The sequence below is a fragment of the Blastococcus sp. SYSU D00820 genome (assembly GCF_054050695.1).
In genome coordinates this window covers 176,924-199,557 of the sequence record NZ_JBJGZW010000003.1, presented here as the reverse complement: position 1 = coordinate 199,557, position 22,634 = coordinate 176,924, and the positions used below count along the sequence as shown (strand labels likewise).

Below are 22,634 nucleotides of genomic sequence, written 5' to 3'. Positions count from 1 at the left end.
TGTCAGCCCCGGCGGGGCCGGTCCAGCACGGCACGGTCTCGTCCCGCATCGGGCGCCTCACGGGATGTCGTCGGGCACGACGCCGCCGGGGAACGCCGCGACGGCCGTCGTCGGCCGGGTGCGGTCGACGTAGTGCGGCCGGTCGGCCTCGCCGGCGCGCAGCGGCACCAGGCCGCGGGTGATCGCCGCGGCGATCCGCATCCGGGCCCGGTTGGCGTCGCCGACCCGGCCCATCTGCAGGTCGTCCAGGCGCACCGGCGGGCCGACGTGCACCTTGAGCGCCGGACGGCGGACCACGGCGCGCAGCAGCGTGCGGAGCTTTCCCCAGTCGTTGGCGTACTGCAGCACCTCGTGCGCGCCCCACTGGCTGACCGGCAGCACGGGCACGGCCATGCCGAGGGCCAGCCGGGCCATGCCGGTGCGCCCGGCCTCGGGCCAGCCGTCCGGCGTCAGCCCGACCCGGCCCTCGGGATAGGCGACGACGTGCCCGCCGTGCACGAGGGCGACCTCGGTGACCCGGATGGCGTGGCGGGCGTGGTCGGTGCCGCGGTCGACCCGGATGCCCCCGGTGCGCTCCAGCAGGGGGCCGGCGACGGGCGCGGAGATGATGCCGCCGGTGGCCATGATCCGCGGCATGACGCCCAGCCGGTGCAGGGCGACGGCGATGACGAACGGGTCGAAGTCGCCGATGTGGTTGGCCGCCAGCAGCAGCGGGCCGTTCCGCAGCTCCTCCGGCACCTCGCCGGTGACCTCCACGCGGCCGAAGATGCTCACCAGCCAGGAGAACCGGCGCAGCATGAACCGCCAGAACCACCACGGCGGCGCCGCGGCGATGGCGAGCTCGCGGGCGAACCACTCGGGGTCGTCGGGCTTGAGGATCCCCTCGAGGTGCTCGGGCAGAGGTGGGGTCGCCGGCCGCCAGGCGCGCAGCCGCTCGCCAAGTGCGCTCACCGGCCGGCCCACTGACCGCGCTGCTGGAGCACCTCGCGCAGCATCGACGGACGGTCGGTCATGATCCCGTCGACCCCCAGATCGAGCATCTCGGTGGTCTCCTCCACGGTGTCGACCGTCCAGACGTGCACCTGCAGGCCCCGGGCGTGCGCGGCGGCCAGGAACCGCTCGTCGACCAGGGCCCGGCCCCCCAGTCTGAGCGGCACCTGCGCGCAGCCGGCCTGGATGCGCACCAGGCCCGCCGCGCGCGGCGAGTACGACGACAGCCGCAGCGCCGCCACGCCCCGCGGGCCCAGCGACGTGCACACGGTGGGGCCGAACAGCCGGCGGGCGGCGGCGATCCGCGCGTCGGAGAACGAGCCCAGGCAGATGCGGTCGTGCACCTTCATCCGCCGCACGGTGCGGACCAGGGGAGCGAGCACGCCGGCGGCCTTGATGTCGAGGTTGAACCGGACGTCGGGCCAGGCGCCCAGCAGCTCCTCCAGCCGCAGGATCGGTTCCCGGCCACCGATGCGGGCGCCGGCCACCTCCGACCACGGGAGCTGGTCCAGCCGGCCGGTGCGGTCGGTGACGCGGTCCAGCGTCGGGTCGTGGAAGACCACCAGGACGCCGTCCGCCGTCACCTGCACGTCGGTCTCCAGGTAGCGGTAGCCCATCTCGACGCACGCCTGGAACGCCGGCATCGTGTTCTCGACGTGCTCGATCGCGCCGCCCCGGTGCGCCATCGCCAGCGGGGTCGGCGCGTCGAGGAACGCGAAACGGGCCGGGGGCACGTCCCTCACGCTAGTGCGCGGCCGGAACCGGCCGGTCAGGACCTCGGGAGCGACGTCACACCCGTCCCGCCCGTCCCGCCCCGGCGAGGCGGCGGCGCGTCGACCGGCGGGTCGGGCGTGTCCCGGCGTCCTGTCGGAGGGGCGGTCTACCGTGCCTCCCGTGGCAGAGCAGCAGACCCTGGAGGGACAGGTCGAGACTTCCGGCGACGCAGGCCAGGGCAGCACGAAGGGGAGTACTCCCGAGCGGCGCTGCGGCTGGTGCCGGCGGGTGCTGCCGCAGCAGGGCTCGGTGGGCCGGCCGCGGTTGTACTGCGGGCAGGCCTGCCGGCAGCGTGCCTACGAGCAGCGGTCGGCGACCGCGAAGGCCGGCCTGTCGCCGGACGTCGTCCTGGTGACCCGTGCCGAGCTCGACGGCCTGCAGGACCGGCTGTACCAGCTGCGCTGCGCCCTCGAGGACGTGCAGACACTGCTGACCGAGCGACCGACCAAGGCCGAGCTCGAGCGCTCGCTGGCCGACCTGCTGCGCTCCACCGGCCGGCTCGACCGGCTCTGGGTCACCGAGCGGGCCGGCTGACCCGGGAGGCTCAGTCCGGGTCCTGCGTGTCCTCGTCGTCGTCGCTGTCGCGCTCCGGGTCCGTGTAGTTCGGACCCTCTTCCTCGCTGTCGCCCTCGTTGACCTCGTCGTCCGTGGTCCCGTCCCGGCGCTCCACCTCACTGCCCGCGGGGTCACCGCAGGCGGCCAGCGTGGCGGTGCCCCCGAAGAGGGCCAGGGCGGTCATCACAGCGGCAACGGGACGGCGGAGGTGCATGCCCCGACCCTACGGAGATCACCGGCGGTCCGCCCGTCGAGCCGCCGACACGGGGTCGATTGCGTCACTGTGACGTATCTGGGGGTGACCTGGCGGGTGGGGGGAGTCGTGGCGGGGATGGCGCGAAGGGTCCGGGGACGCGTGCCGGACGGCGCCGGGAGCCGGCCGGCTGGACCGAGAAGCGGAGATCACCGAGGGATCCCGGACCGGGGCGCATGCGCCCAGGCGCGGGCCTTGCGTCGACGGGGCAGGCGCCGGCTGACCTGATGGGGCGTCGACGGTCGTGCGGCGACCGGCGGGCGTTCGCCACGACGAACTGCCGGGAACCGTCGGGCGGACTCGATCGGTGGACCAGCCGACTCGTCGAACTCGGCTGGAACCGAGGTCAGCCCCTCTCCGCCGTCCGTAGACCTCGCGCCGATAATGCACATTATGTCAACCAATGTGCCGGGACCCCGCCTCCGCTGACGTCCGGACCGTCCGGCGCTCTCCAGCCGGAGGAACCTCTCGTCCGCGTCCTCGTGCCCTGCCCCCACCGGTGGGCAGAGCACGAGCGTCCGCAGCATGGTCCCGGACGGCCCCCGCCGTCCGGCGCTTCGGCGGCCTGCGGAGCGCAGGCGTCCGGTACATCGGGCGATCGGCAGCCGGCCCGACCTACCGCCGGCGACCTCGTGCTCTGCCCCCACGTGGGGGCAGAGCACGAGCATCCGCAGCACGGTCCCGGCTGTCCGTCGCCCGGGCGACGGACACGAACAGGCCAGGAAGACAGTGGTCGGAGGCACGCCTCACTCCGTCCCACTTCAACGTATAGCTCACCCCGGGGCTTGCGGCAAGACCCCGGTCGGGCCGCACACTCGCTCGCCGTGAGCCCCGTGACCAGCGCGTTCGACCTGCCCGAGCACCTCGCCGCCAAGGCCGACCCCGCCCTCGTCGCCGCCGACGAACGGCACTTCGCCGACGTCGCCGACAGCCTCGAGCGGGCGATCGCCGACCTCGCCGCCCGCCTCGACGCCGAGCGCCGCGCCCCCGGCGGGATCGGCCAGGAGGCGCTGGACCGCGACCTGGAGGTGCACCGGCTCACCGCCCGGCTGCGGGCGCTGCGGCGCTTCGGGCTGGACCTGTGCCTCGGCCGGATCGTGCCGGCCGACGGCGGGGACCCCGTCTACGTGGGGCGGCTGGGACTCACCGACAGCACTGGCCGGCGGCTGCTGGTCGACTGGCGCTCCCCTGCCGCCGAGCCCTTCTTCGCCGCCACCCACGCCGCGCCGATGGGCCTGGCCAGCCGGCGGCGCTACCGGTGGACCCGGGGACGGATCCGCGACTACTGGGACGAGGTGTTCACCGCCGACGGGCTCGAGGGCCACGCCGCGCTCGACGACCAGTCGGCGTTCATCGCCAGCCTCGGCAGCGACCGGTCCGAGCGCATGCGCGACGTCCTCGGCACGATCCAGGCCGACCAGGACGCGATCATCCGGGCCGGGTCGCGCGGCGCCCTGGTGGTCGACGGCGGCCCCGGCACGGGCAAGACCGTGGTGGCCCTGCACCGCGCGGCCTACCTGCTGTACGCCGACCCACGGCTGACCGCCGGCCGCGGCGGTGTGCTGTTCGTCGGCCCGCACCAGCCCTACCTGGCCTACGTCTCCGACGTCCTCCCCGGTCTCGGCGAGGAGGGCGTCCAGATCTGCACCCTGCGCGATCTCGTACCCGAGGGCGCCGCCGCGCCGGCCGAGGCCGATCCCGAGGTGGCCCGGCTGAAGGCGTCGGCTCGAATGGTGGAGGCGGTCGAGGCCGCCGTCCGCTTCTACGAGGAGCCGCCGGCCCGGGCGGTCACCGTGTCGACACCGTGGTGCGACGTCCGGGTCCGCGCCGCGGACTGGGCGGCGGCCTTCGACGCCCGCGACGCGGCCACTCCGCACAACGACGCCCGCGACGAGGTGTGGGACGAGCTGCTCGATCTCCTCGTCGACGCCCACGAGGACGCCGACGTCTCCCCCGACGTCCTCCGGAAGACGATCGGCCAGGATGACGCCCTGCGCACCACCTTCGCCCGGGCCTGGCCGCTGCTCGAGGCGACCGACCTGGTCGGCGACCTGTGGTCGGTGCCGGCCTACCTGCGCCGGTGCGCGCCCTGGCTGACCGCCGAGGAGGTCCGGATGCTGCAGCGCGCGGACGCCCGGGCGTGGACGGTGTCCGACCTGCCGCTGCTCGATGCCGCGCGCCAGCGGCTCGGCGACCCCGAGGCCGCCCGCCGCCGCCGGGAGCAGGCCGCCGTGGTCGCCGCCGAGCGGGAGCGGATGTCGGGCGTCATCGACGAGCTCATCGCCACCGACGACTCCGAGCTGCTGCTGATGACCAGCCTCCGCCACGGGGACCTGCGCGACGCCTTGGTGGACCAGGCGGCGGTGCCCGTGGCCGAGCCCGACCGGCTGGCCGGCCCGTTCGCACACGTCGTCGTCGACGAGGCCCAGGAGCTCACCGACGCCGAGTGGCAGATGCTGCTCCTGCGCTGCCCGTCGCGGAGCCTCACCGTCGTGGGCGACCGCGCGCAGGCCCGCCACGGCTTCCCGGAGTCCTGGCAGGAGCGGCTCGAGCGGATCGGCCTGACCGACGTCCGCCTGGCCTCCCTGACCGTCAACTACCGCACGCCCGAGGAGGTCATGGCCGAGGCCGAGCCGGTCATCCGCGCGGTGCTGCCCGACGCCAACGTGCCGACCTCCATCCGCCGCACCGGCGTGCCGGTCCAGCACGGCGACCTGGCCGAGCTCGACGCCGTCCTCGACACCTGGCGGGCCGGGCACGCCGAGGGCATCGCCTGCGTCATCGGGCACCCCGCCTTCCGCGGGAGCGACCGCGTCCGGTCGCTGCGCCCGGAGCTGACCAAGGGGCTGGAGTTCGACCTGGTCGTGCTGGTCGACCCCGACCGGTTCGGCACCGGCGTCGAGGGGGCGGTCGACCGGTACGTGGCGATGACCCGGGCGACGCACCGACTCGTCGTGCTGACCGGGTCCTGACCTGGCGATGAGTCCTGGCCGCCCCGACGGTCCACCCCTCGACATCTGCTCCCCTGGAGGCCCCGTGCCCAGCACCGTCCTGCCCATGCTGCTCACCGGCGACGTCGAACGTCTCGTCCGCTTCTACTCCGCGGTCGCCGGCGCGGTGGCCACCGAGCGCATGCCCGAGGAAGGCCCGGTCTTCTACCAGGGCCTCCGGATCGGCGGCTCCGACCTCGGCCTCGTGACGGAGGCCGAGCGGCTGACGTCGCCCGGGCGCGTGCTGCTCAGCATCGAGGTCCCCGACGTCGACGCCGCGCGGGCGCGCGTCGAGGAGCACGGTGGCCGGGTGGAGGGCCCGCCGACGGACATGCCCTGGGGGCAGCGGGTCGCCCACGTGGCGGACCCCGACGGCAACCTGGTCAACCTGACGACGACGCGCTGAGCGGCGTCAGGGCCGGTCGTCGTCCGGCACCCGCGTGAAAGTGGCCAGGGAGCCGTTCCGGGAGAACGCGGCCCAGAGGTTGAGCCCGACGATCCCGGCGACGAAGAGGCACCACACCACCAGGAACCAGGCCGGCCCGTCGCGCAGCGAGGTGAGCGCGAAGACGATCATCGCCGCGCCGATCAGCGCGGAGAGCACGGCGACGGGCTTGCTGGGCTTGTAGCGGAAGCTGCTCACGAGGGGTCCTCCCGGACGCGTGCCGAACGGCGGGTCCTGGCACTCCCCCTCCCACCTGCAGAGATGCTGGCAGCGACGCCCGGCCCCCGCACGGCGAGCCGCGCCCGGCGGCCGCGGTGGCCGGCAGGCCCTCGCCGACCGGATCCCGGGTGGCGGCCCTGACCGCTCACCGGCTGGAGACGGCGACGCGCACCCCCAGGGCCACGAGCACCGTGCCGGTGACCGCCTCGAGCCGCCGCCGCACGCGTGGCCGCCGGAACCAGCCCCCCGCCCGCGCGACGCCGGCGGCGAGGGCCAGGTAGAGCACCGTCTCGACGGCCACCTGCAGCGCGGCGAGCAGCAGGGTGGCGGTGAACGGCGATCGGCCGGCCGGCAGGAACTGGGGGTAGAAGGCGAGCAGGAAGACGGCGAGCTTGGGGTTGGCCAGCTGCACGACCAGCCCCTCGCCGAAGGCGGCCCACGGCCGACCGGCCGGCCGGACGGCCGCCTCCTCCGCTGCTCCCCCGCCGTGGCGCTCGCGCCACACGCCCAGCAGCGCCCGGCCGCCGAGGTACAGGAGCACCCCGGCACCGCCGATCCGGAGCACGAGGTAGCCGGCCTCGGAGGCGGCCACGAGCGCCGCGGCGCCGGCGCCGGCCAGCAGCGCCCAGACGAACAGCCCCGCCTCGATGCCGAGCACCGTCGGCACCGCGGCCCGCCGGCCGCGCAGCGCGGCCCGGCGCACGATCAGCGCCATCGCCGGACCCGGGCTGGCGGCGATCAGCAGCACGGCCGCCAGGAAGGCCGGCAGCCCGGTTCCGGCGGGGAGGTCCACGGCGGCGAGGGTGGCAGGCCCGCACGGTGACGTCGAGCGGGTTCAGCCGGCGCCGGCGGTCCGGTGCGCCAGGAAGGCAGCGACGCCGTCGAAGTAGCAGTTCAGCGCGAAGGCGAACTCGGGGCCGTAGTCGTCGTAGCCCTCGGGTGGCACCTCCTCGGCGCCGGGGTCACCGGGCGCGAACACCCCGGCGGCGACCGTCCGGCTCAGCGCGGGGAGGCGCACCGGGTCGACGAGCGCCGCGAGGGCGGCGCCGTAGGCCGCGCCGAAGGCCGCTGGGTCCTCGGCGTAGCCGGCGGCCAGGTCGATCGACAGCCGCGCCTGCCCGTGCACCACGGGCATGAGACCCATGACGACGAGCAGCTTCTCCTCCTCGGCGACCGGCACGTCCTCGAACGCGGCCAGCGCGCGGTCCAGCCAGGCGAGGTTGCGCGGGCCGGCCGGTGGCCCCTTGATCGGGATCTCCCGGTACCAGGGGTGCCGGCGCAGCATCCCGAGCACGCCGAACGCCCAGGCGGTCAGCCGCTCCCGCCAGTCCGCCCCCGGCAGCCGCTCGGGCGGATCCTCCAGCGCGGCGTCCGACATCAGCAGCAGCAGCTCGTCCTTGCTCGCCACGTACCGGTAGAGCGACATCGGCGCGCTGCCCAGCTCCCCCGCCACCCGCGCCATCGAGACGGCCGCCAGCCCCTCCGCGTCGGCGATCCGGATCGCCGCGGCGGTGATCGCCGCCAGGGTCAGCGACGGCGCCCGCCCGCGGCGGGGCGCCGGCCGCCGTCCCCAGAGCAGCGCCACGTCCGGTGGCAGCTCGGCGTCGGTGTCCACGACAGGTACTCCCGGGCTCTCGAGGTCTTGTGCGCTGCACAGCGTAGGCCATACGCTTTTTCGCGTATGCGGTACGCATACGCATTCCACTCCTGAGGAGGAGCCGTGATCGTCGAGGCGAGCGGCGTCTGCAAGACCTACGGCGAGCACCGGGTGCTCGACGGCATCGACCTCAGCGCCGCGGAGGGCGAGGTGCTGGCGCTGCTCGGACCCAACGGCGCCGGCAAGACGACGACGGTGCGGGTGCTGACCACCCTGACCCGGCCCGACAGCGGCAGCGTGCGGATCGCCGGCCACGACGTCGTCCGCGAGCCGGCGCGGGCCCGGGCGGTGTTCAGCCTGACCGGCCAGTCCGTCGCCGTCGACGATCGGCAGACCGGGCGGGAGAACCTCGTCATGGTCGGCCGGCTCGCCCACCTCGGACGCCGCGCCGCCCGGCAGCGGGCCGACGAGCTGCTGGACCGCTTCGAGCTGACCGACGCGGCCGGCCGGCGCGTGCAGACCTGGTCCGGGGGCATGCGCCGGCGGCTGGACCTCGCGATGAGCCTCGTCGGCACGCCGCGGGTGCTGTTCCTCGACGAGCCCACCACCGGTCTGGACCCGGCCAGCCGGGCGACGATGTGGACGGCGATCGCCGAGCTGGTCGACGCCGGCACGACCATCGTGCTCACCACCCAGTACCTGGAGGAGGCCGACCGGCTCGCCGACCGGATCGTGCTGGTCGACGGCGGCCGGGTGACCGCGACCGGCACCCCGGACGAGCTCAAGGCCCGCGTCGGCGGCGAGCGGCTGGTGCTGCAGCTCCCCGACGATGCGGCCGCCACGCGCGCGGCCGCGCTGCTGGCCGGTCGCGGCGGGGTCCCCGACCCGGCCCGGCGCACCGTGGCCGTTCCCTCCGACGGCACCGCGGCGACCCTGCACCGGCTGCTCGACGAGCTCCTCGCCGCCGGCGTCCCCGTCGACCGGGTCACCGCGGCCCGGCCCACCCTCGACGACGCCTTCCTCGCGCTGACCGGCGGCGGCCGCGCCGCAGCACCCCTCCCCTCCCCCGTCCCCGCCTGATGTCCGAGGAGCGCTCCGTGACCACGCCCGTGCACGGCGGACTGCGTGCCGCCGCCTCCGACCAGCTCACGATGATCGGCCGCAGCGTGCGGCTCACCCGCCGCGACGCCGAGACCCTCGTGATGTCGATCGTGCTGCCGCTGATGCTGATGGCGCTGTTCGTCTACGTCTTCGGCGGCGCCATCAGCACCCGGCGCGACTACGTCGACTACGTCGTCCCCGGCATCGTGCTGCTGTGCGCCGGCTACGGCGCGGCGTCCACCGCGATGGCGGTCGCCTCCGACATGACCGGCGGGATGGTCGAGCGGCTGCGGTCGATGCCCGTGGCCGCCTCGGCCGTCCTCACCGGGCACGTGGTGGCCAGCGTCGCCCGCAACGCCCTCTCGACGGCGGTCGTGGTGGCCGCCGCGGTCGCGATGGGCTTCCGGCCGGACGCCGGCCTGCTCGAGTGGACGGCGGTCGGTGGCCTGCTGCTGCTCTACGTGCTGGCGCTGAGCTGGATCGCGGCCTTCCTCGGGGTGCTCGCCCGCAGCGTCGAGTCGGCCAGCGCGCTGTCGTTCCTCATGCTCTTCCTCCCCTACCTGAGCAGCGCCTTCGTGCCGACCGAGACCCTGCCCTCCGCGCTGCGGGCGGTGGCCGACCACCAGCCGATCACGCCGGTCATCGAGACGGTGCGCGGCCTGCTGACCGGCACGCCCGTCGGATCCTCGGGCTGGGTGGCGCTGCTCTGGTGCACCGGATTGCTGGCCGTCGGTGCCGGCGCCGCCTCCTGGGCATTCCGGCGGCGGGCGGCCTGACCGTCGCTGCTCCTCCCCCGACGCGTCGTGCCCAGCGGAGCGAGAGTTGGCGTGCTGTTAGGGATAACGGTCGAACGTCCAGGAGGCTGCCAGGAAGCTTTGCGAGGCTGGGGCACCGACCGCCGGACCGAGGAGGACGACGCGCGTGGCCGACGCCCTCGGCCGGTTCTGGGCGCGGGTGACCACGCCGGTGCCGGACCTGCCGCTCCCCGTCCTGCTGCTGACGGCGCTCGCCGCGCTGGCCGTCGTCCTCTCCCCCGCGCTGTGGCGCCCGGCGCGCAGCGTCGTGACCATCGCCCACGAGGGGGCGCACGGCCTGGTGGCGCTGGCGGCCGGGCGGCGGCTGGCCGGCATCCGGCTGCACTCGGACACCTCGGGGCTCACCGTCTCCGCCGGCCGGCCGACCGGCCTCGGCATGGTGCTGACCTGCGCGGCCGGCTATCCCGGGCCGGCGCTGTTCGGCCTGGGCGCCGCGGCGCTGTTCGCCGCCGGGCACGCCGTCGGCCTGCTGTGGGCGCTGCTCGGGCTGCTCGCGCTGCTGCTCGTGCAGATCCGCAACTGGTACGGGCTGTGGTCGGTGCTGGTCACCGGCGTCGCGGTGTTCGCCGCGACGCGGTGGCTGCCGCCGGAGGGGCAGGCGGTGGTCGCCGCGACCCTCACCTGGTTCCTGCTGCTGGCCGCGCCGAAGACGGTGCTCGAGCTGCAGCGCTCGCGGCGCCGGCGGGCCGCGCCGGACTCCGACGCCGACCAGCTGGCCCGGCTCACCCGGTTGCCCGGCACGCTGTGGGTCGGCGTCTTCCTCGCCGTCGACCTCGGCGCGCTGGCCCTCGGCGGCTGGTGGCTGCTCTCCTGAGTCAGCGGCTCCGCCGCCGCGGCGCCGCACCGGCCGGCTGGTACACCGGCTCCACCTCGCGCGGCGGCGGGATGTCGACCACGAGGTCGTCGAGGTCGACGGTCACCCGGCGGCCGTGGTGGTGGATGTCCAGCGGCTCGCCCTCGACCAGCCGGTAGGTGGCCCGCTCCGGCTCGACGACGACCTCCAGGCAGCGGCCCTGGTAGGCCACCCGGAACCGCAGGCGGGTGATCCGCCGCGGTAGCCGGGGCGCGAACAGCAGCCGGCCGTCGTGGTCGCGCATGCCGCCGAACCCGGCGACCGCGACCGTCCAGCCGCCGGCCAGCGAGGCGATGTGCAGCCCGTGGCCGGAGTTGCCGTGCAGGTTCTGCAGGTCGGTGAGCGTGGCCTCGCCCCAGTAGTCGTAGGCGAGGTCCAGGTGCCCGGTCTCGGCGGCCACCACGGCCTGCTGGGCCGCCGACAGCGAGGAGTCGCGCACCGTGCGGGCCTCGTAGTAGGCGAAGTCGGCGACCTTCTCCTCCTGGGTGAAGGCGTCGCCGCGCAGGTGCAGCGCCATGACCAGGTCGGCCTGCTTGATCACCTGCCGCCGGTAGATCTCGAAGTAGGGGTAGTGCAGCAGCAGCGGGTACTTCTCCGGCGGGGTGCCGGCGAAGTCCCACTCCTCGTGGTGGGTGAACGCGTCGGACTGCATGTGCACGCCGAGCCGGGCGTCCCACGGCACGCGCATGCGCCGCGCCGCCTCCCGCCAGCCGGCCACCTCGTGCTCGCCGACCTCCAGCCGCCCGGCGACGTCGGGCTGCCGCTCGACGGCGTTGGCCGCCTCGCGCAGGTTCCGCTGCGCCATGAGGTTCGTGTAGACGTTGTTGTCGACCACGGCCGTGTACTCGTCTGGGCCGGTCACCCCGTCGATGCGGAAGCCGTCCTCGGCGTCGAAGTGCCCGAGCGAGGCCCACAGCCGGGCGGTCTCGATGAGCAGCTCGGCGCCGTAGTCGCGGTCGAACTCCTCGTCCAGCGTGGCGTGCCAGTACCGGACGACGGCGTCGGCGATGTCGGCGTTGATGTGGAAGGCCGCGGTGCCGGCCGGCCAGTAGCCCGACGTCTCCTCGCCGCGGATGGTGCGCCACGGGAAGGCCGCGCCGCGCCGGCCGAGCTCGGCGGCGCGGGCCCGGGCCAGGTCGAGGGTGGAGTGCCGCCAGCGCAGCGCGTCGCGCGCGGCGTGCGGTGCGATGTAGGTGAGCACCGGCAGCACGTAGGTCTCGGTGTCCCAGAAGGTGTGCCCGTCGTAGCCGGGGCCGGTCAGACCCTTGGCCGGGATCGGCTGCCGCTCGGCGCGCAGCCCGGCCTGGAGCAGGTGGAAGACGCCGACCCGCACCGCCTGCTGCAGCTCGTCGTCGCCCTCGATCTCGACGTCGGCCTGCGCCCAGTGCTCGTCGAGCACCTCCTTCTGCTCGCGCAGCAGCCGCTCGAACCCGGCCAGCTTCGCGGTGGCCAGCGCGCCCTCCACCTGGTCGCGCAGCGCGGCGGCCGAGCGCCGGGACGACCAGCCGTAGGACAGGTACTTCACCAGCGTGACCTTCTGCCCCTGGGGCAGCCGCGCGGCCAGGGTGAAGCGGGCGAGGTCCTCCCCGGCCTCGATGTCCTCGGTGGCGGAGTCCGGCACCTCGACGACGTGGTCCATGCCGGCGGCCATCCGCAGCTTGCTGCGCTTGGTGCGGTGCACCAGCACCGCCCGCTGCCCGCGGCCGACGGCCAGCTCGTTGGCCAGCGGCCGGCGCAGCGCGGCCGCGGCGCGCGGGTCGTCGCTCTCGCTGCCGCTGTCGACCGGCTCGTTGGCCAGCAGGTCCGACTGCAGCGCGATGTAGAGGTCGCCGCGGCCGTCCTCGCACTCCACCGTGTACTCGATGGCCGCGATCGACCGGCGGCGCAGCGAGACCAGCCGGGTGCTGGTCACCTTCACCGTCCGCCCGTTGGGCGAGCGCCACTCGGTGAGCCGGCGCAGCACGCCGCGGCGCAGGTCCAGGGTGCGGCGGTGCTCGACGATCTCGCCGTAGTCGAGGTCCAGCGGGGTGTCGCCGACCAGCAGCCGGATCAGCTTGCCGTCGGTGACGTTGACGACGGTCTGCCCCTGCTCCGGGAAGCCGTAGCCGGCCTCGGCGTAGGGCAGCGGCCGCTCCTCGAAGAAGCCGTTGAGGTACGTGCCGGGGACGACGACCGGCTCGCCCTCCTCGAACGAACCCCGCATGCCGATATGCCCGTTGGCCAGCGCGAACACCGACTCGTGGGTGCCCAGCGACGCGTGGTCCAGGCCGATCTCGGTCAGCGCCCACGGCTCGATGGGGAAGGTGGCCCGGCCCTCGGTCATCGCCGGTCCTCCAGCAGCTGGTCCAGGTCGGTGACGACGACGTCGGCCCCGGCGTCGCGCAGCTCGTCGGCCTGGCCGACGCGGTCCACCCCCACCACGTAGCCGAACTCGCCGGCCCGTCCGGCGGCGACGCCGGCGATCGCGTCCTCGAACACCACGGCCTCGGCCGGGGAGACCCCGAGCGCCTCGGCGCCGGCGAGGAAGGTGTCGGGGGCCGGCTTGCCGCGCAGCCCCCGCTCGGCGGTCACCAGGCCGTCGATGCGGGTGTCGATGAGGTCGGCGAAGCCGCCGGCGGCGATCACCTGCCCGCCGTTGGCCGACGCGGTGACCACGGCGGTGGCCAGCCCGGCGTCGCGCACCGCGCGCAGGTACCGCATCGAGCCGGGATAGACCTCGACGCCGTGCTCGGCGAGCTCGGTCAGCACCAGCTCGTTCTTGCGCAGCGCGATCGCGGAGACGGTCGCCGCGCCGGGCACGTCGCCGGGGCCGCCCTCGGGCAGGGTGATCCCGCGGCTGGCCAGGAAGCCGCGGACGCCGTCGGCACGGGGGCGGCCGTCGACGTAGCGGTTGTAGTCCTCCTGCGTGAACTCCGGCGCCTGCGGATCGTGGGCGCGGAGGAACTCGTCGAAGGTGCGCTTCCAGGCGGCCATGTGCACCGTGGCGGTGCGGGTCAGGACGCCGTCGAGGTCGAAGAGGCAGGCACGGATGCCGTGCGGGAGCCCGAGCACGGCCCGACGCTACCGGCGGCCGGGCCCGCGCGTCGGACGGGAGAGCGTGGACTCCCCCACGCTCCTAGTCTCGGCGCGGGACGGCGGACGCCGTTCCGCGTGCCGACCGAGGAGAGGACCCCCATGGCCGACCGGCCCACCCCGCCCGACCCGTACGGCTTCCTGCCCCAGGTGCCGAGCTTCCAGGTGACCAGCACCGAGGTCGCCGACGGGCAGCCGCTGGACCGGCCGCACGTCAGCGGTGTCATGGGCGCCGGCGGCGAGGACCGGTCCCCGCAGCTGTCGTGGTCGGGCGCCCCGGAGGGCACGCGCAGCTACGCGGTCACCGTCTACGACCCCGACGCCCCGACGGCCAGCGGCTTCTGGCACTGGGCGGTGTGCAACATCCCCGCCTCGGTGACCGAGCTGCCCAGCGGCGCCGGCGACCAGGGTGGCGCGGGCCTGCCCGAGGGCGCGGTGCAGCTGCGCAACGACGCGGGCTTCGCCGGCTACGTCGGTGCCGCGCCGCCGTCCGGGCACGGACCGCACCGGTACTTCGTCGTCGTCCACGCGGTGGACACCGAGGACCTCGGCGTCCCCGCCGACGCGACCCCGGCCGTGCTCGGCTTCAACCTGTTCAGCCACACCCTCGGGCGCGCCACGCTGGTGGCGACCTACGAGGAGGCCTGAGCTCCCCGGCCGCCCGGCGGCTCCCCCACCGGGGACGCCGGGCGGTCGGCCACCCCCGTGGTGGCCAGCCACGCGAAGCCGACCCGCTCGTAGAACCGCGCGACGTCGTCGTCGCCGGCGGTGAGGAAGACCAGGTCCGCGGTCTCGCGCGCGTGCGCGGCCAGCGCGGAGGTCAGCCCGGCGCCCAGGCCGCGGCCGCGCAGCCGGGGCAGCGTGGCGACCCCGGCGATCTCGGTGACCTCGGTGCCGTCGAGGTCGACCGGTTGGTGCGAGCCGACGGCCACCGGCTCGCCGTCCTCGACGGCGACCATCATCACCGTGCGGCCGGTGGCGATCCGCTCGCGCAGCACCTCGGTGCGCGGCGGGGCCGGCAGGTCCTCGTCCGGGCCGTCGACGTCGGCGGCGCCCCCGGGGTTGCTGAAGGCGATCTCGGTGAGCTGCAGGTAGTGCGCCAGCTGCGGGTCGTCGGCGCCGACGATGTAGAGCCGGACGCCGGCCGGCAGCAGCAGCTCGACCGGGTCGGCGGCGACCAGCAGCGGCATGTCCTCGACGGTCAGCCCGGCCTCGCGGGCCGCGCCGGCGGTCTCGGTGGACCGCTCGCAGATCCACTCCAGCGCCACCGGCAGGCCGTGCTGCTCCTGCAGCGCCGCGGCCGCGCGGACGTCGTCCGCGGTCACCGGTCCGGCACCCGGCGCCGGCCGGGCCGGGAACGGCCAGGTCGGCGGGGTCAGCGGGACGGCGAGCGCGCCCACCCGCTCGACCGGCCCGTCCGGGAGCGGCGCGGCTGCGTGGTACTGCTCGATCCGGTCGAGCAGCCCGCGGGTGGAGGGCACAGGGGAACCCTAGACGCGTCGGCGCGCACCGGCGGGAACGGACGCCGGATGGCCGCCGGCTCCCACCCGGCCGGGTGAGGCCGCGGGGGCGGACGGCACGATGGGGCCCGTGACGGCCGGGACGCGCACCTCCATCTCCCCCTACGCGGTGTTCGACCGCGCGTCCTGGCGCGCCCTCGCGGCCGGCCAGCAGCTGCCCCTCGACGAGGCCGAGCTGGCCGCGCTGAAGTCCCTCGGGGACCGCATCGACCTCGACGAGGTCGCCACCGTCTACCTGCCGCTGGCCGGGCTGCTCGACCTGCACGTGCAGGCCAGCCGGGGGCTGTGGGCCGAGCGCAGCCGGTTCCTGGGCGACAGCACGGCCAAGGTGCCGTACGTGATCGCCGTGGCCGGCAGCGTGGCGGTCGGCAAGAGCACCACCGCCCGGCTGCTGCAGACGCTGCTGGCCGCCGGGCCCGGCTCCCCCCGCGTCGACCTGGTCACCACCGACGGCTTCCTGTTCCCCAACGAGGTGCTCGAGGCGCGCGGGCTGCTGGGCCGCAAGGGCTTTCCCGAGAGCTACGACCGGCGGGCGCTGATCCGCTTCCTCGCCGACGTGAAGTCCGGCCGCGGCGAGGTGAGCGCGCCGATGTACTCCCACCAGTCCTACGACATCGTGCCGGGCTCGGTGCAGGTGGTGGACCGGCCCGACATCCTCGTGCTCGAGGGGCTCAACGTGCTGCAGGCCGGCCGGCGCAGCGACGGCCGCGCGCCGGAGGTCTTCCTCTCCGACTTCTTCGACTTCTCCGTCTACGTCGACGCCGCCGAGGCCGACATCCAGCAGTGGTACGTCGAGCGGTTCCTCGCGCTGCGGCGGACGGCGTTCGCCGACTCCAGCGCCTACTTCCACCGCTTCGCCGGGCTCAGCGACGACGAGGCGCGCGCGACCGCGCTCGACATCTGGCGCGGGGTCAACGGGCCGAACCTGCGCAGCAACATCGCGCCCACCCGGTCGCGCGCGCGGGCGGTGCTGCAGAAGTCCGCCGACCACTCGGTGCGCCGGGTCCTCCTCCGCAAGATCTGACGCCCGCCCGGCGTGTGCGCCCGGACCGCCGGATCGGGCCCGGGACGCCGCGCCGGCGCATCCGCCTCCCGGCGGGGCTCGCGTGACGGGGCGGTCCCCCACGCCCGCGCATGGTGCGCCGCGGAGGGCGTGGCACACCATGGCAGGTCCTGACGACCCGTTCGGGTGACGTGGGCGAGAACGGTCCCTGACACGGCGCCGTGACCGGGAGCACACTCGTGCTGTCCGAGTGATCGGGCGCTCACACCACGTATCCGCGGCCTTCCCCGCCGACGATCGGGAGTCCTCCGATGTGCCAGCACGCCACCCCCTGCCCCGACGCCTCCAGCGACGTACGCGACCTCGCCGTCGTCGTGAGCAGCCACCCCGAGCAGGGCTGGAGCCTGCTCTGCAACGGCGTCGTCCTCTTCGACGACGACGGCGAGCTGCTCCCCGACGGCCGGGCCGTCGCCCACCACCGCGACTGGCGCACCCCGGCGCTCGCCGGGCGCTGACCGCGCGGGGCACCATGCCGGGGTGCCCACCCACGTCGCTCTGCTTCGCGGCATCAACGTCGGCCGCACCAACCGGATCTCCATGGCCGACCTGACCGCCGTCGTCACCGGCCTCGGCCACACCGACGTGGCCACGTACCTGCAGAGCGGCAACGTCGTCCTCACCGCCGCCGGGTCGCCGACGACGACGGAGCTGGCCGACCGGATCACCGCGGCGATCGCCGCCGACCTCGGGCTCACCGTGCCGGTCGTCGTCCTGACCCGCGCCGAGGTGGCCGCGGTGGTGGCCGGCAACCCGTTCCCCGAGCAGGACGACCCCAAGCGGCTGCACGTCGCGGCGCGCGGCGAGCCGTATCCGCCGGAGATGGTCGACGAGCTGACCGCGGCCCTGGCCGCCGCCCGGGCCGCCGGCAGCGCCGAGGACGCCCGCATCGAGGGCCGCGTGCTGTGGCTGCACACCCCCGAGGGCTTCCTCGCCTCGAAGCTCGCCGAGCGCCTGGCCCGCCCCCGCTACGGCGCGACCACCCGCAACTGGCGGACGGTCACCGCGCTGGCGCGGATGGTGGGCTGACCGGTCAGGCGCCGACGGCGTCGGCCGCCGTCCCGAGGTCGTCGGGGGCACCCTCGGACCGGCCGGGCACCCGGCCGACCGGCGCGGTCGCCGGAGCCGGCTCGGCGAACGCCTCCGGCGGCGGGCACGAGCAGACCAGGTTGCGGTCGCCGTGCGCCTGGTCGATCCGCCGCACCGGGCTGAGGTACCCGCGGGTGGCCAGCCGCGGCACGGGGAACACCGCCGCCGACCGCGGATAGGGCCGGCCCCACTCCCCCGCCACCATGCCCAGCGTGTGCGGCGCGTTGCGCAGCGGGTTGTCGGTGCGGTCGTACTCGCCCGAGGCCACCTTCTCGATCTCGGCCCGGATGCACACCATCGCCTCGACGAACCGGTCGAGCTCGCCCTTGTCCTCGCTCTCGGTCGGCTCGACCATCAGCGTGCCGGCCACCGGGAAGCTCATCGTCGGGGCGTGGAAGCCGAAGTCGACCAGCCGCTTGGCGATGTCGTCGTTGGTGATGCCGGTGGCCTTGGTCAGCGGCCGGATGTCGAGGATGCACTCGTGCGCGACCAGCCCGTCGCGGCCGGTGTAGAGCACCGGGAAGTGCTCGCGCAGCCGGGCGGCGAGGTAGTTGGCGCCGAGGATCGCGTGCTCGGTGGCCCGGCGCAGCCCGTCGGGCCCCATGAGCCGCAGGTAGGCCCACGAGATCGGCAGGATGCCCGCCGACCCCCACGGCGCCGCGGAGACCGTCGGCCCGTCACCGCCGGTGTCGGCCAGCGGGTGGCCCGGGAGGAACGGCACCAGGTGCTCCCGGACGCCGATCGGCCCCACGCCGGGACCGCCGCCGCCGTGCGGGATGCAGAAGGTCTTGTGCAGGTTCAGGTGGCTGACGTCGGAGCCGAACCGGCCCGGGCGGGCCAGGCCCACCATGGCGTTGAGGTTGGCGCCGTCGACGTACACCTGGCCGCCGGCGTCGTGCACCGCGGCGCAGATCTCCTGGACCTCGGTCTCGAACACCCCGTGCGTCGACGGATAGGTGATCATGATCGCCGCGAGCCGGTCGGCGTGCTGGTCGACCTTGGCCCGCAGGTCGGGGACGTCGACGTTGCCGGCTTCGTCGCAGGCGACGACGACCACGCGCATGCCGGCCATCACCGCGCTGGCGGCGTTGGTGCCGTGCGCCGAGCTCGGGATCAGGCAGACGTCGCGGTGGCTCTCCCCGCGCGAGGCGTGGTAGCCGCGGATCGCCAGCAGCCCGGCGAACTCCCCCTGCGAGCCGGCGTTGGGCTGCACGCTCACCGCGGCGTACCCGGTGATCTCCGCCAGGTCGGTGCACAGCTCGTCGATCAGCTGCCGGTAGCCGCGGGCCTGCTCCGCCGGGGCGAAGGGGTGCAGCCCGGCGAACTCCGGCCAGGTGATCGCGGCCATCTCTACCGCGGAGTTGAGCTTCATCGTGCACGAGCCCAGCGGGATCATCGTGCGGTCCAGCGCGAGGTCCTTGTCCGACAGCGCGCGCAGGTAGCGCAGCAGCGCCGTCTCCGACCGGTGGGCGGAGAAGACCGGGTGGGTGAGGTACGGCGTCCGCCGGCGCAGGTCCCCGGGCAGGGCGTCCGGTCCGTCGTCGTCGAGGACGGCGCGGTCGGCCGCCACGCCGAACGCCTCGGCGACCGCCGCGATGGTGTCCACCGTCGTCGTCTCGTCGCAGGCGACCGCCACGGTGTCGGCGTCGACCAGCCGCAGGTTGATCCGGCGCTGCGCGGCCGCGGCGACCACGTCGGCCGCCCGGCCGGGCACGGCCACGGTGAGGGTGTCGAAGAACGAGTCGTGCACCAGCCGCAGGCCACCGGCGCGCAGCCAGCCGGCCAGCGCCAGGGCGGTGCGGTGCACGCGGGCGGCGATCGCGGCCAGCCCCTCGGGCCCGTGGTAGACCGCGTACGCGCCGGCCATCACGGCCAGCAGCACCTGCGCGGTGCAGATGTTGGAGGTGGCCTTCTCCCGGCGGATGTGCTGCTCGCGGGTCTGCAGCGCCAGCCGGTAGGCGACGTCGCCGTCGGCGTCCACCGACACCCCGACCAGGCGACCGGGCAGCTGGCGGGCCAGCCCTTCGCGCACCGACAGGTAGCCGGCGTGCGGGCCGCCGTAGCCCAGCGGGACGCCGAACCGCTGGGTGCTGCCGCAGGCGACGTCGGCGCCCCACTCCCCCGGAGCCTCGAGCAGCGTGAGCGCCAGCAGGTCGGCGGCGACGACGACCGCGGCACCGGCCTCGTGCGCCGCGGCGGCCAGCGCCCGGTGGTCGCGGACCGCGCCGCTGGCGCCCGGGAAGGACAGCAGCACGCCGAACGCGCCGGCCTCGGGCAGGTCGGCCGGCCAGCCGGCGGAGAGGTCGGCGACGTGCAGCCCGATGCCCAGCGGCTCGGCGCGGGTGCGCAGCACGGCCAGGGTCTGCGGCAGCGTGTCCGCGTCGACGACGAACACCGCTCCGTCCCTGGCGCCACGCCCGCCGCCGACGCCGCCGGCGCGGCGGACCAGCGTCATCGCCTCGGCCGCGGCGGTGGCCTCGTCGAGCATGGACGCGCCGGCGACCGGCAGGCCGGTGAGGTCGGCGACCATCGTCTGGAAGTTCAGCAGCGCCTCGAGCCGGCCCTGGCTGATCTCGGGCTGGTAGGGCGTGTAGGCCGTGTACCAGGCGGGGTTCTCCAGGATGGTCCGCTGGATGACCGCCGGGGTCACGGTGCCGGAGTAGCCCAGCCCGATCATCGAGGTGAAGACCTCGTTGGCCCTCGCCCGTTCGCGCAGCTGGGCGAGCACCCCGGCCTCGTCCGCCGGGGGCGCCAGGTCCAGCGGCCGGCGGTCGCGGACGGCCTCGGGCACGCAGGCGTCGACCAGTGACTGCAGCGAGTCGAAGCCGACGGCCGCGAGCATCTGCTCGGTCTCGGCGGCCCGCGGGCCGATGTGCCGGCCGGCGAAGGACCCCGCGGGGTCCAGATCGGTCAGGGAGGGCAGCGACCCGGTCAACGGTGCGCGGTCGGTCACTGAAGGCACGCTACCAGCGGCGCGGGACCCGCTCCCCTCGTCGCCGTCCTGGCGCCGGCGGCCGTCCGTGGCCACAGTTGTTGGGGATAACGGTCGTACGTGGCGGAGGGGACCGCCGGGAACGCGACGAGGGGCGTCCCGCGGCAGCGGGACGCCCCTCGTCGGGAGCGGGGTGGTTCAGGCGGTGGCGGCCCGGCGCCGGCGGCGCATGGAGAGCTCGTCGTCGGCGGCGTTGACCGGGGCGCCGTCGATCCGCTCGGCCGGGAGCTCGGCGAGCTCACCGGAGAGCTCGCGGAGCGCGCCGGAGACGGCGATGCCGAAGACGCCCTGACCGCCGGCGAGCAGGTCGACGACCTCCTCGGCCGAGGTGCACTCGTAGACCGTGGCGCCGTCGGAGAAGAGCGTGACGTTGGCGAGGTCCTTGATGCCGCGGTTGCGCAGGTGGTCGACGGCCTTGCGGATGTTCTGGAGGGAGACGCCGGTGTCCAGCAGCCGCTTGACGACCTTGAGCACCAGGATGTCGCGGAAGGAGTAGAGCCGCTGGGTGCCCGAGCCGGTGGCGCTGCGCACCGAGGGGGCGACCAGGCCGGTGCGGGCCCAGTAGTCCAGCTGGCGGTAGGTGATCCCGGCAGCAGCACACGCCGTCGGGCCGCGGTACCCCACGAGGTCGGTGTCGACCTCGTCGTACGACGGCGCGCCGACGGCGGCGTCGCTGAAGAGCTGACCCTGGGAGCCGTTGCTCTGGTCGCTCACGTCAGCGTCCTCCTCCGTGTCCCGCCACGGTCGCAGCGGTGACCCCGGCTCTCCCCCAGGTCACCCCAGGGATTCCACCGGTGTTGTTCGCCGACCGTAAGCCGGGCCCTGGGGCCGGTCAACTGAGCGGGGCGGCGTGTCGCAGCACTCAACCCATCAGGAGGGTATCGGCATCACGATCCGGTCACTGGAGCCGGCCGGGACGGGTGGGACGACTGTGACTGCTGAGGTCACACGCGCCTCAGGCGCCTCCGCCGCCGGAACCGGAGCCGGCGCCGAAGTCCTCCGGGGAGATCTGGTCGAGGAACTCGCGGAACTTCTCGACCTCGTCCTCCTGCTCGTCGGGGATCTCGATCCCGACCTCGTCCAGCAGGGCCTCGGCGCCGAAGATCGGCGTGCCGGTGCGGACGGCCAGGGCGACGGCGTCCGACGGGCGCGCGCTGACCACGCGGTCGTCGCCGAAGTCGAGCTCGGCGATGTAGATGCCGTCGCGCATCTCGGTGATGTTGACCGCCTGCAGGGTCGCGCCGAGGGCGCTGATCACCTCGCGCAGGAGGTCGTGGGTCATCGGCCGCGCCGGGCGCACGCCCTGCTGCTCGAAGGCGATCGCCGCCGCCTCCACCGCGCCGATCCAGATCGGCAGGTACCGCTCCCCCTGCGTCTCCTTCAGCAGGAGGATCGGCTGGTTGCCGGGCAGCTCGACCCGGACGCCGACGACTCGCAGTTCGTGCACGGTGGTCTCCCTCGGCGGCGGTACGGGCGTGCGGTGCTCCTGTGCGGGCGGCGGCGCACCGGGTGGGCGCCTCCCGACGCCGACCACGGTACGCCCGCCCTAGGGACGCAGGAGGTCCCGGAGTCGCGCCTCCAGGAGCGCGCTGTGCAGCTGGGCGGACAGCCCCGCGAGCTCGCGCAGCTTCTCCGTGGCGCGGGTCCGCGCGTCCTCGGAACGGGCGCGCAGCACCGGCGCCACGAGCTGCTCGACCAGGCCGGCCTCCCGCTCGGCGCCGTTCTGGTAGACGCGCAGGTGGCGCGGCTCGATGCCGTGCCGGGCCAGGCCCGCCGCGGCCCGCGCGACCGCGAGGTCGGCGACGGGGTGCCGGCCGTCGGCGTCGGGGGTGAGCAGGCCGAACTGCACGCAGTCGGCCAGCTGGCCGTCCTCCAGGCCCGCGGCGCGGGCGAACTCCGCGGCGTCCATCGACCGGGGCCCCTCGTCCTCGGCGGGGTCCCCGGTGGCGTCCCCGGCCTCCCCCGCGGCGGCCGGGGGCGCCGGCTGCCCGGGGGCACCGGGCAGCGGCTCCCCCCGGTCGAGCGCGTCCAGGTGCTCCTTGATGACCCGCAGCGGCAGGTACTGGTCCCGCTGGGCGGACAGCACGTAGCGCAGCCGCGCGACGTCGGCCGACGAGAACTTCCGGTACCCCGACGGCGTGCGCTGCGGGTGCACCAGGTCCTCGGACTCGAGGTAGCGGATCTTGCTGATCGTCACGTCGGGGAAGTCGTCGCGGAGGACGGTCAGCACCTCGCCGATGGTCAGGCGGGGCGTGTGCTCGCCGGCGGCGTCGTCCCCCAACGCGCGGGCACGCGCGCTGGGCACCGCG

At 75.1% G+C, this 22,634-nt stretch carries 23 protein-coding genes; 10 read left to right on the top strand and 13 right to left on the bottom strand.

The annotated features are described in order from the left end of the window. Positions 1-57 precede the first annotated feature (57 nt). Both ACI79R_RS06405 and ACI79R_RS06400 read right to left on the bottom strand, forming a co-directional pair. Complete coding sequence (locus tag ACI79R_RS06405) at positions 58-951, bottom strand: lysophospholipid acyltransferase family protein (RefSeq protein ID WP_456572751.1); 894 nt, start codon at positions 949-951, stop codon at positions 58-60. Then, on the bottom strand, positions 948-1,724 hold the full coding sequence (locus ACI79R_RS06400) for a glycerophosphodiester phosphodiesterase (protein ID WP_456572750.1): 777 nt from the start codon (positions 1,722-1,724) through the stop codon (positions 948-950). The genes ACI79R_RS06405 and ACI79R_RS06400 overlap by 4 nt, the downstream gene beginning before the upstream one ends. Before the next feature lie 160 nt (positions 1,725-1,884). Here ACI79R_RS06400 and ACI79R_RS06395 point away from each other — a divergent pair, with 160 nt between their 5' ends. Further along, positions 1,885-2,298 carry a hypothetical protein gene (locus ACI79R_RS06395; RefSeq protein ID WP_456572749.1) on the top strand — a complete coding sequence of 138 codons (414 nt, stop codon included), beginning with the start codon at positions 1,885-1,887 and terminating at the stop codon, positions 2,296-2,298. A 10-nt stretch (positions 2,299-2,308) separates the two neighbouring features. On the opposite strand, the gene ACI79R_RS06390 is transcribed toward ACI79R_RS06395, so the two are convergent. Beyond that, entirely contained in the window at positions 2,309-2,533 is a 225-nt protein-coding gene (locus ACI79R_RS06390) for a hypothetical protein (RefSeq protein ID WP_456572748.1), read from the bottom strand. Between the two features lie 863 nt (positions 2,534-3,396). Here ACI79R_RS06390 and helR point away from each other — a divergent pair. Further along, a complete protein-coding gene (helR, locus tag ACI79R_RS06385) occupies positions 3,397-5,544 on the top strand; it encodes an RNA polymerase recycling motor ATPase HelR (RefSeq protein ID WP_456572747.1) in 2,148 nt (715 codons plus the stop codon). 64 nt (positions 5,545-5,608) lie between these two features. Next, positions 5,609-5,968: a VOC family protein gene (locus tag ACI79R_RS06380; protein WP_456572746.1), complete on the top strand. Its 360-nt coding sequence runs from the start codon at positions 5,609-5,611 to the stop codon at positions 5,966-5,968. A 6-nt stretch (positions 5,969-5,974) separates the two neighbouring features. On the opposite strand, the gene ACI79R_RS06375 is transcribed toward ACI79R_RS06380, so the two are convergent. The 3 genes from ACI79R_RS06375 to ACI79R_RS06365 form a co-directional block, all read right to left on the bottom strand. Further along, positions 5,975-6,205 (bottom strand): hypothetical protein, encoded by a 231-nt coding sequence (locus tag ACI79R_RS06375; protein ID WP_456572745.1) that lies wholly within the window; start codon positions 6,203-6,205, stop codon positions 5,975-5,977. Positions 6,206-6,371: 166 nt separating this feature from the next. Then, positions 6,372-7,019, bottom strand: a complete 648-nt coding sequence (locus ACI79R_RS06370; protein ID WP_456572744.1) for a LysE family translocator — start codon at positions 7,017-7,019, stop codon at positions 6,372-6,374. Between the two features lie 42 nt (positions 7,020-7,061). Further along, entirely contained in the window at positions 7,062-7,841 is a 780-nt protein-coding gene (locus ACI79R_RS06365; protein WP_456572743.1) for a TetR/AcrR family transcriptional regulator, read from the bottom strand. 105 nt (positions 7,842-7,946) lie between these two features. Here ACI79R_RS06365 and ACI79R_RS06360 point away from each other — a divergent pair, with 105 nt between their 5' ends. From ACI79R_RS06360 to ACI79R_RS06350, 3 genes are all read left to right on the top strand, one after another. After that, positions 7,947-8,903, top strand: a complete 957-nt coding sequence (locus tag ACI79R_RS06360; protein ID WP_456572742.1) for an ATP-binding cassette domain-containing protein — start codon at positions 7,947-7,949, stop codon at positions 8,901-8,903. Between the two features lie 17 nt (positions 8,904-8,920). Further along, positions 8,921-9,700 carry an ABC transporter permease gene (locus ACI79R_RS06355; protein ID WP_456572741.1) on the top strand — a complete coding sequence of 260 codons (780 nt, stop codon included), beginning with the start codon at positions 8,921-8,923 and terminating at the stop codon, positions 9,698-9,700. A 145-nt stretch (positions 9,701-9,845) separates the two neighbouring features. After that, positions 9,846-10,553: a M50 family metallopeptidase gene (locus tag ACI79R_RS06350; RefSeq protein WP_456572740.1), complete on the top strand. Its 708-nt coding sequence runs from the start codon at positions 9,846-9,848 to the stop codon at positions 10,551-10,553. A gap of 1 nt (position 10,554) precedes the next feature. On the opposite strand, the gene ACI79R_RS06345 is transcribed toward ACI79R_RS06350, so the two are convergent. Then, positions 10,555-12,915 carry a glycoside hydrolase family 65 protein gene (locus tag ACI79R_RS06345; RefSeq protein WP_456572739.1) on the bottom strand — a complete coding sequence of 787 codons (2,361 nt, stop codon included), beginning with the start codon at positions 12,913-12,915 and terminating at the stop codon, positions 10,555-10,557. Continuing rightward, positions 12,912-13,643, bottom strand: a complete 732-nt coding sequence (locus ACI79R_RS06340) for an HAD family hydrolase (protein WP_456572738.1) — start codon at positions 13,641-13,643, stop codon at positions 12,912-12,914. Before ACI79R_RS06340 ends, ACI79R_RS06345 begins: the two co-directional genes overlap by 4 nt. Before the next feature lie 123 nt (positions 13,644-13,766). Between ACI79R_RS06340 and ACI79R_RS06335 the strand changes: the two genes are divergently transcribed. Beyond that, a complete protein-coding gene (locus ACI79R_RS06335) occupies positions 13,767-14,312 on the top strand; it encodes a YbhB/YbcL family Raf kinase inhibitor-like protein (protein WP_456572737.1) in 546 nt (181 codons plus the stop codon). On the opposite strand, the gene ACI79R_RS06330 is transcribed toward ACI79R_RS06335, so the two are convergent. Continuing rightward, positions 14,297-15,145, bottom strand: coding sequence for a GNAT family N-acetyltransferase (locus ACI79R_RS06330; protein ID WP_456572736.1), 849 nt, complete (start codon positions 15,143-15,145; stop codon positions 14,297-14,299). The genes ACI79R_RS06335 and ACI79R_RS06330 overlap by 16 nt on opposite strands. Positions 15,146-15,245: 100 nt before the next feature. On the opposite strand from ACI79R_RS06330, the gene coaA reads away from it, so the two are divergent. The 3 genes from coaA to ACI79R_RS06315 all read left to right on the top strand — a co-directional run bounded on the left by coaA (position 15,246) and on the right by ACI79R_RS06315 (position 17,273). Next, complete coding sequence (gene coaA / locus ACI79R_RS06325) at positions 15,246-16,208, top strand: type I pantothenate kinase (RefSeq protein ID WP_456572735.1); 963 nt, start codon at positions 15,246-15,248, stop codon at positions 16,206-16,208. 290 nt (positions 16,209-16,498) lie between these two features. After that, positions 16,499-16,702, top strand: a complete 204-nt coding sequence (locus ACI79R_RS06320) for a DUF5999 family protein (RefSeq protein ID WP_456572734.1) — start codon at positions 16,499-16,501, stop codon at positions 16,700-16,702. A gap of 22 nt (positions 16,703-16,724) precedes the next feature. Further along, positions 16,725-17,273, top strand: coding sequence for a DUF1697 domain-containing protein (locus tag ACI79R_RS06315; RefSeq protein ID WP_456572733.1), 549 nt, complete (start codon positions 16,725-16,727; stop codon positions 17,271-17,273). A 4-nt stretch (positions 17,274-17,277) separates the two neighbouring features. On the opposite strand, the gene gcvP is transcribed toward ACI79R_RS06315, so the two are convergent. From gcvP to ftsR, 4 genes are all read right to left on the bottom strand, one after another. After that, positions 17,278-20,286 carry an aminomethyl-transferring glycine dehydrogenase gene (gene gcvP, locus ACI79R_RS06310; RefSeq protein ID WP_456572732.1) on the bottom strand — a complete coding sequence of 1,003 codons (3,009 nt, stop codon included), beginning with the start codon at positions 20,284-20,286 and terminating at the stop codon, positions 17,278-17,280. A gap of 177 nt (positions 20,287-20,463) precedes the next feature. Next, entirely contained in the window at positions 20,464-21,039 is a 576-nt protein-coding gene (locus ACI79R_RS06305; protein ID WP_456572731.1) for a MerR family transcriptional regulator, read from the bottom strand. A 241-nt stretch (positions 21,040-21,280) separates the two neighbouring features. Next, positions 21,281-21,772 (bottom strand): bifunctional nuclease family protein, encoded by a 492-nt coding sequence (locus ACI79R_RS06300; RefSeq protein ID WP_456572730.1) that lies wholly within the window; start codon positions 21,770-21,772, stop codon positions 21,281-21,283. Between the two features lie 99 nt (positions 21,773-21,871). Beyond that, positions 21,872-22,630 carry a transcriptional regulator FtsR gene (gene ftsR / locus ACI79R_RS06295; protein WP_456572729.1) on the bottom strand — a complete coding sequence of 253 codons (759 nt, stop codon included), beginning with the start codon at positions 22,628-22,630 and terminating at the stop codon, positions 21,872-21,874. Between the last annotated feature and the right edge of the window lie 4 nt (positions 22,631-22,634).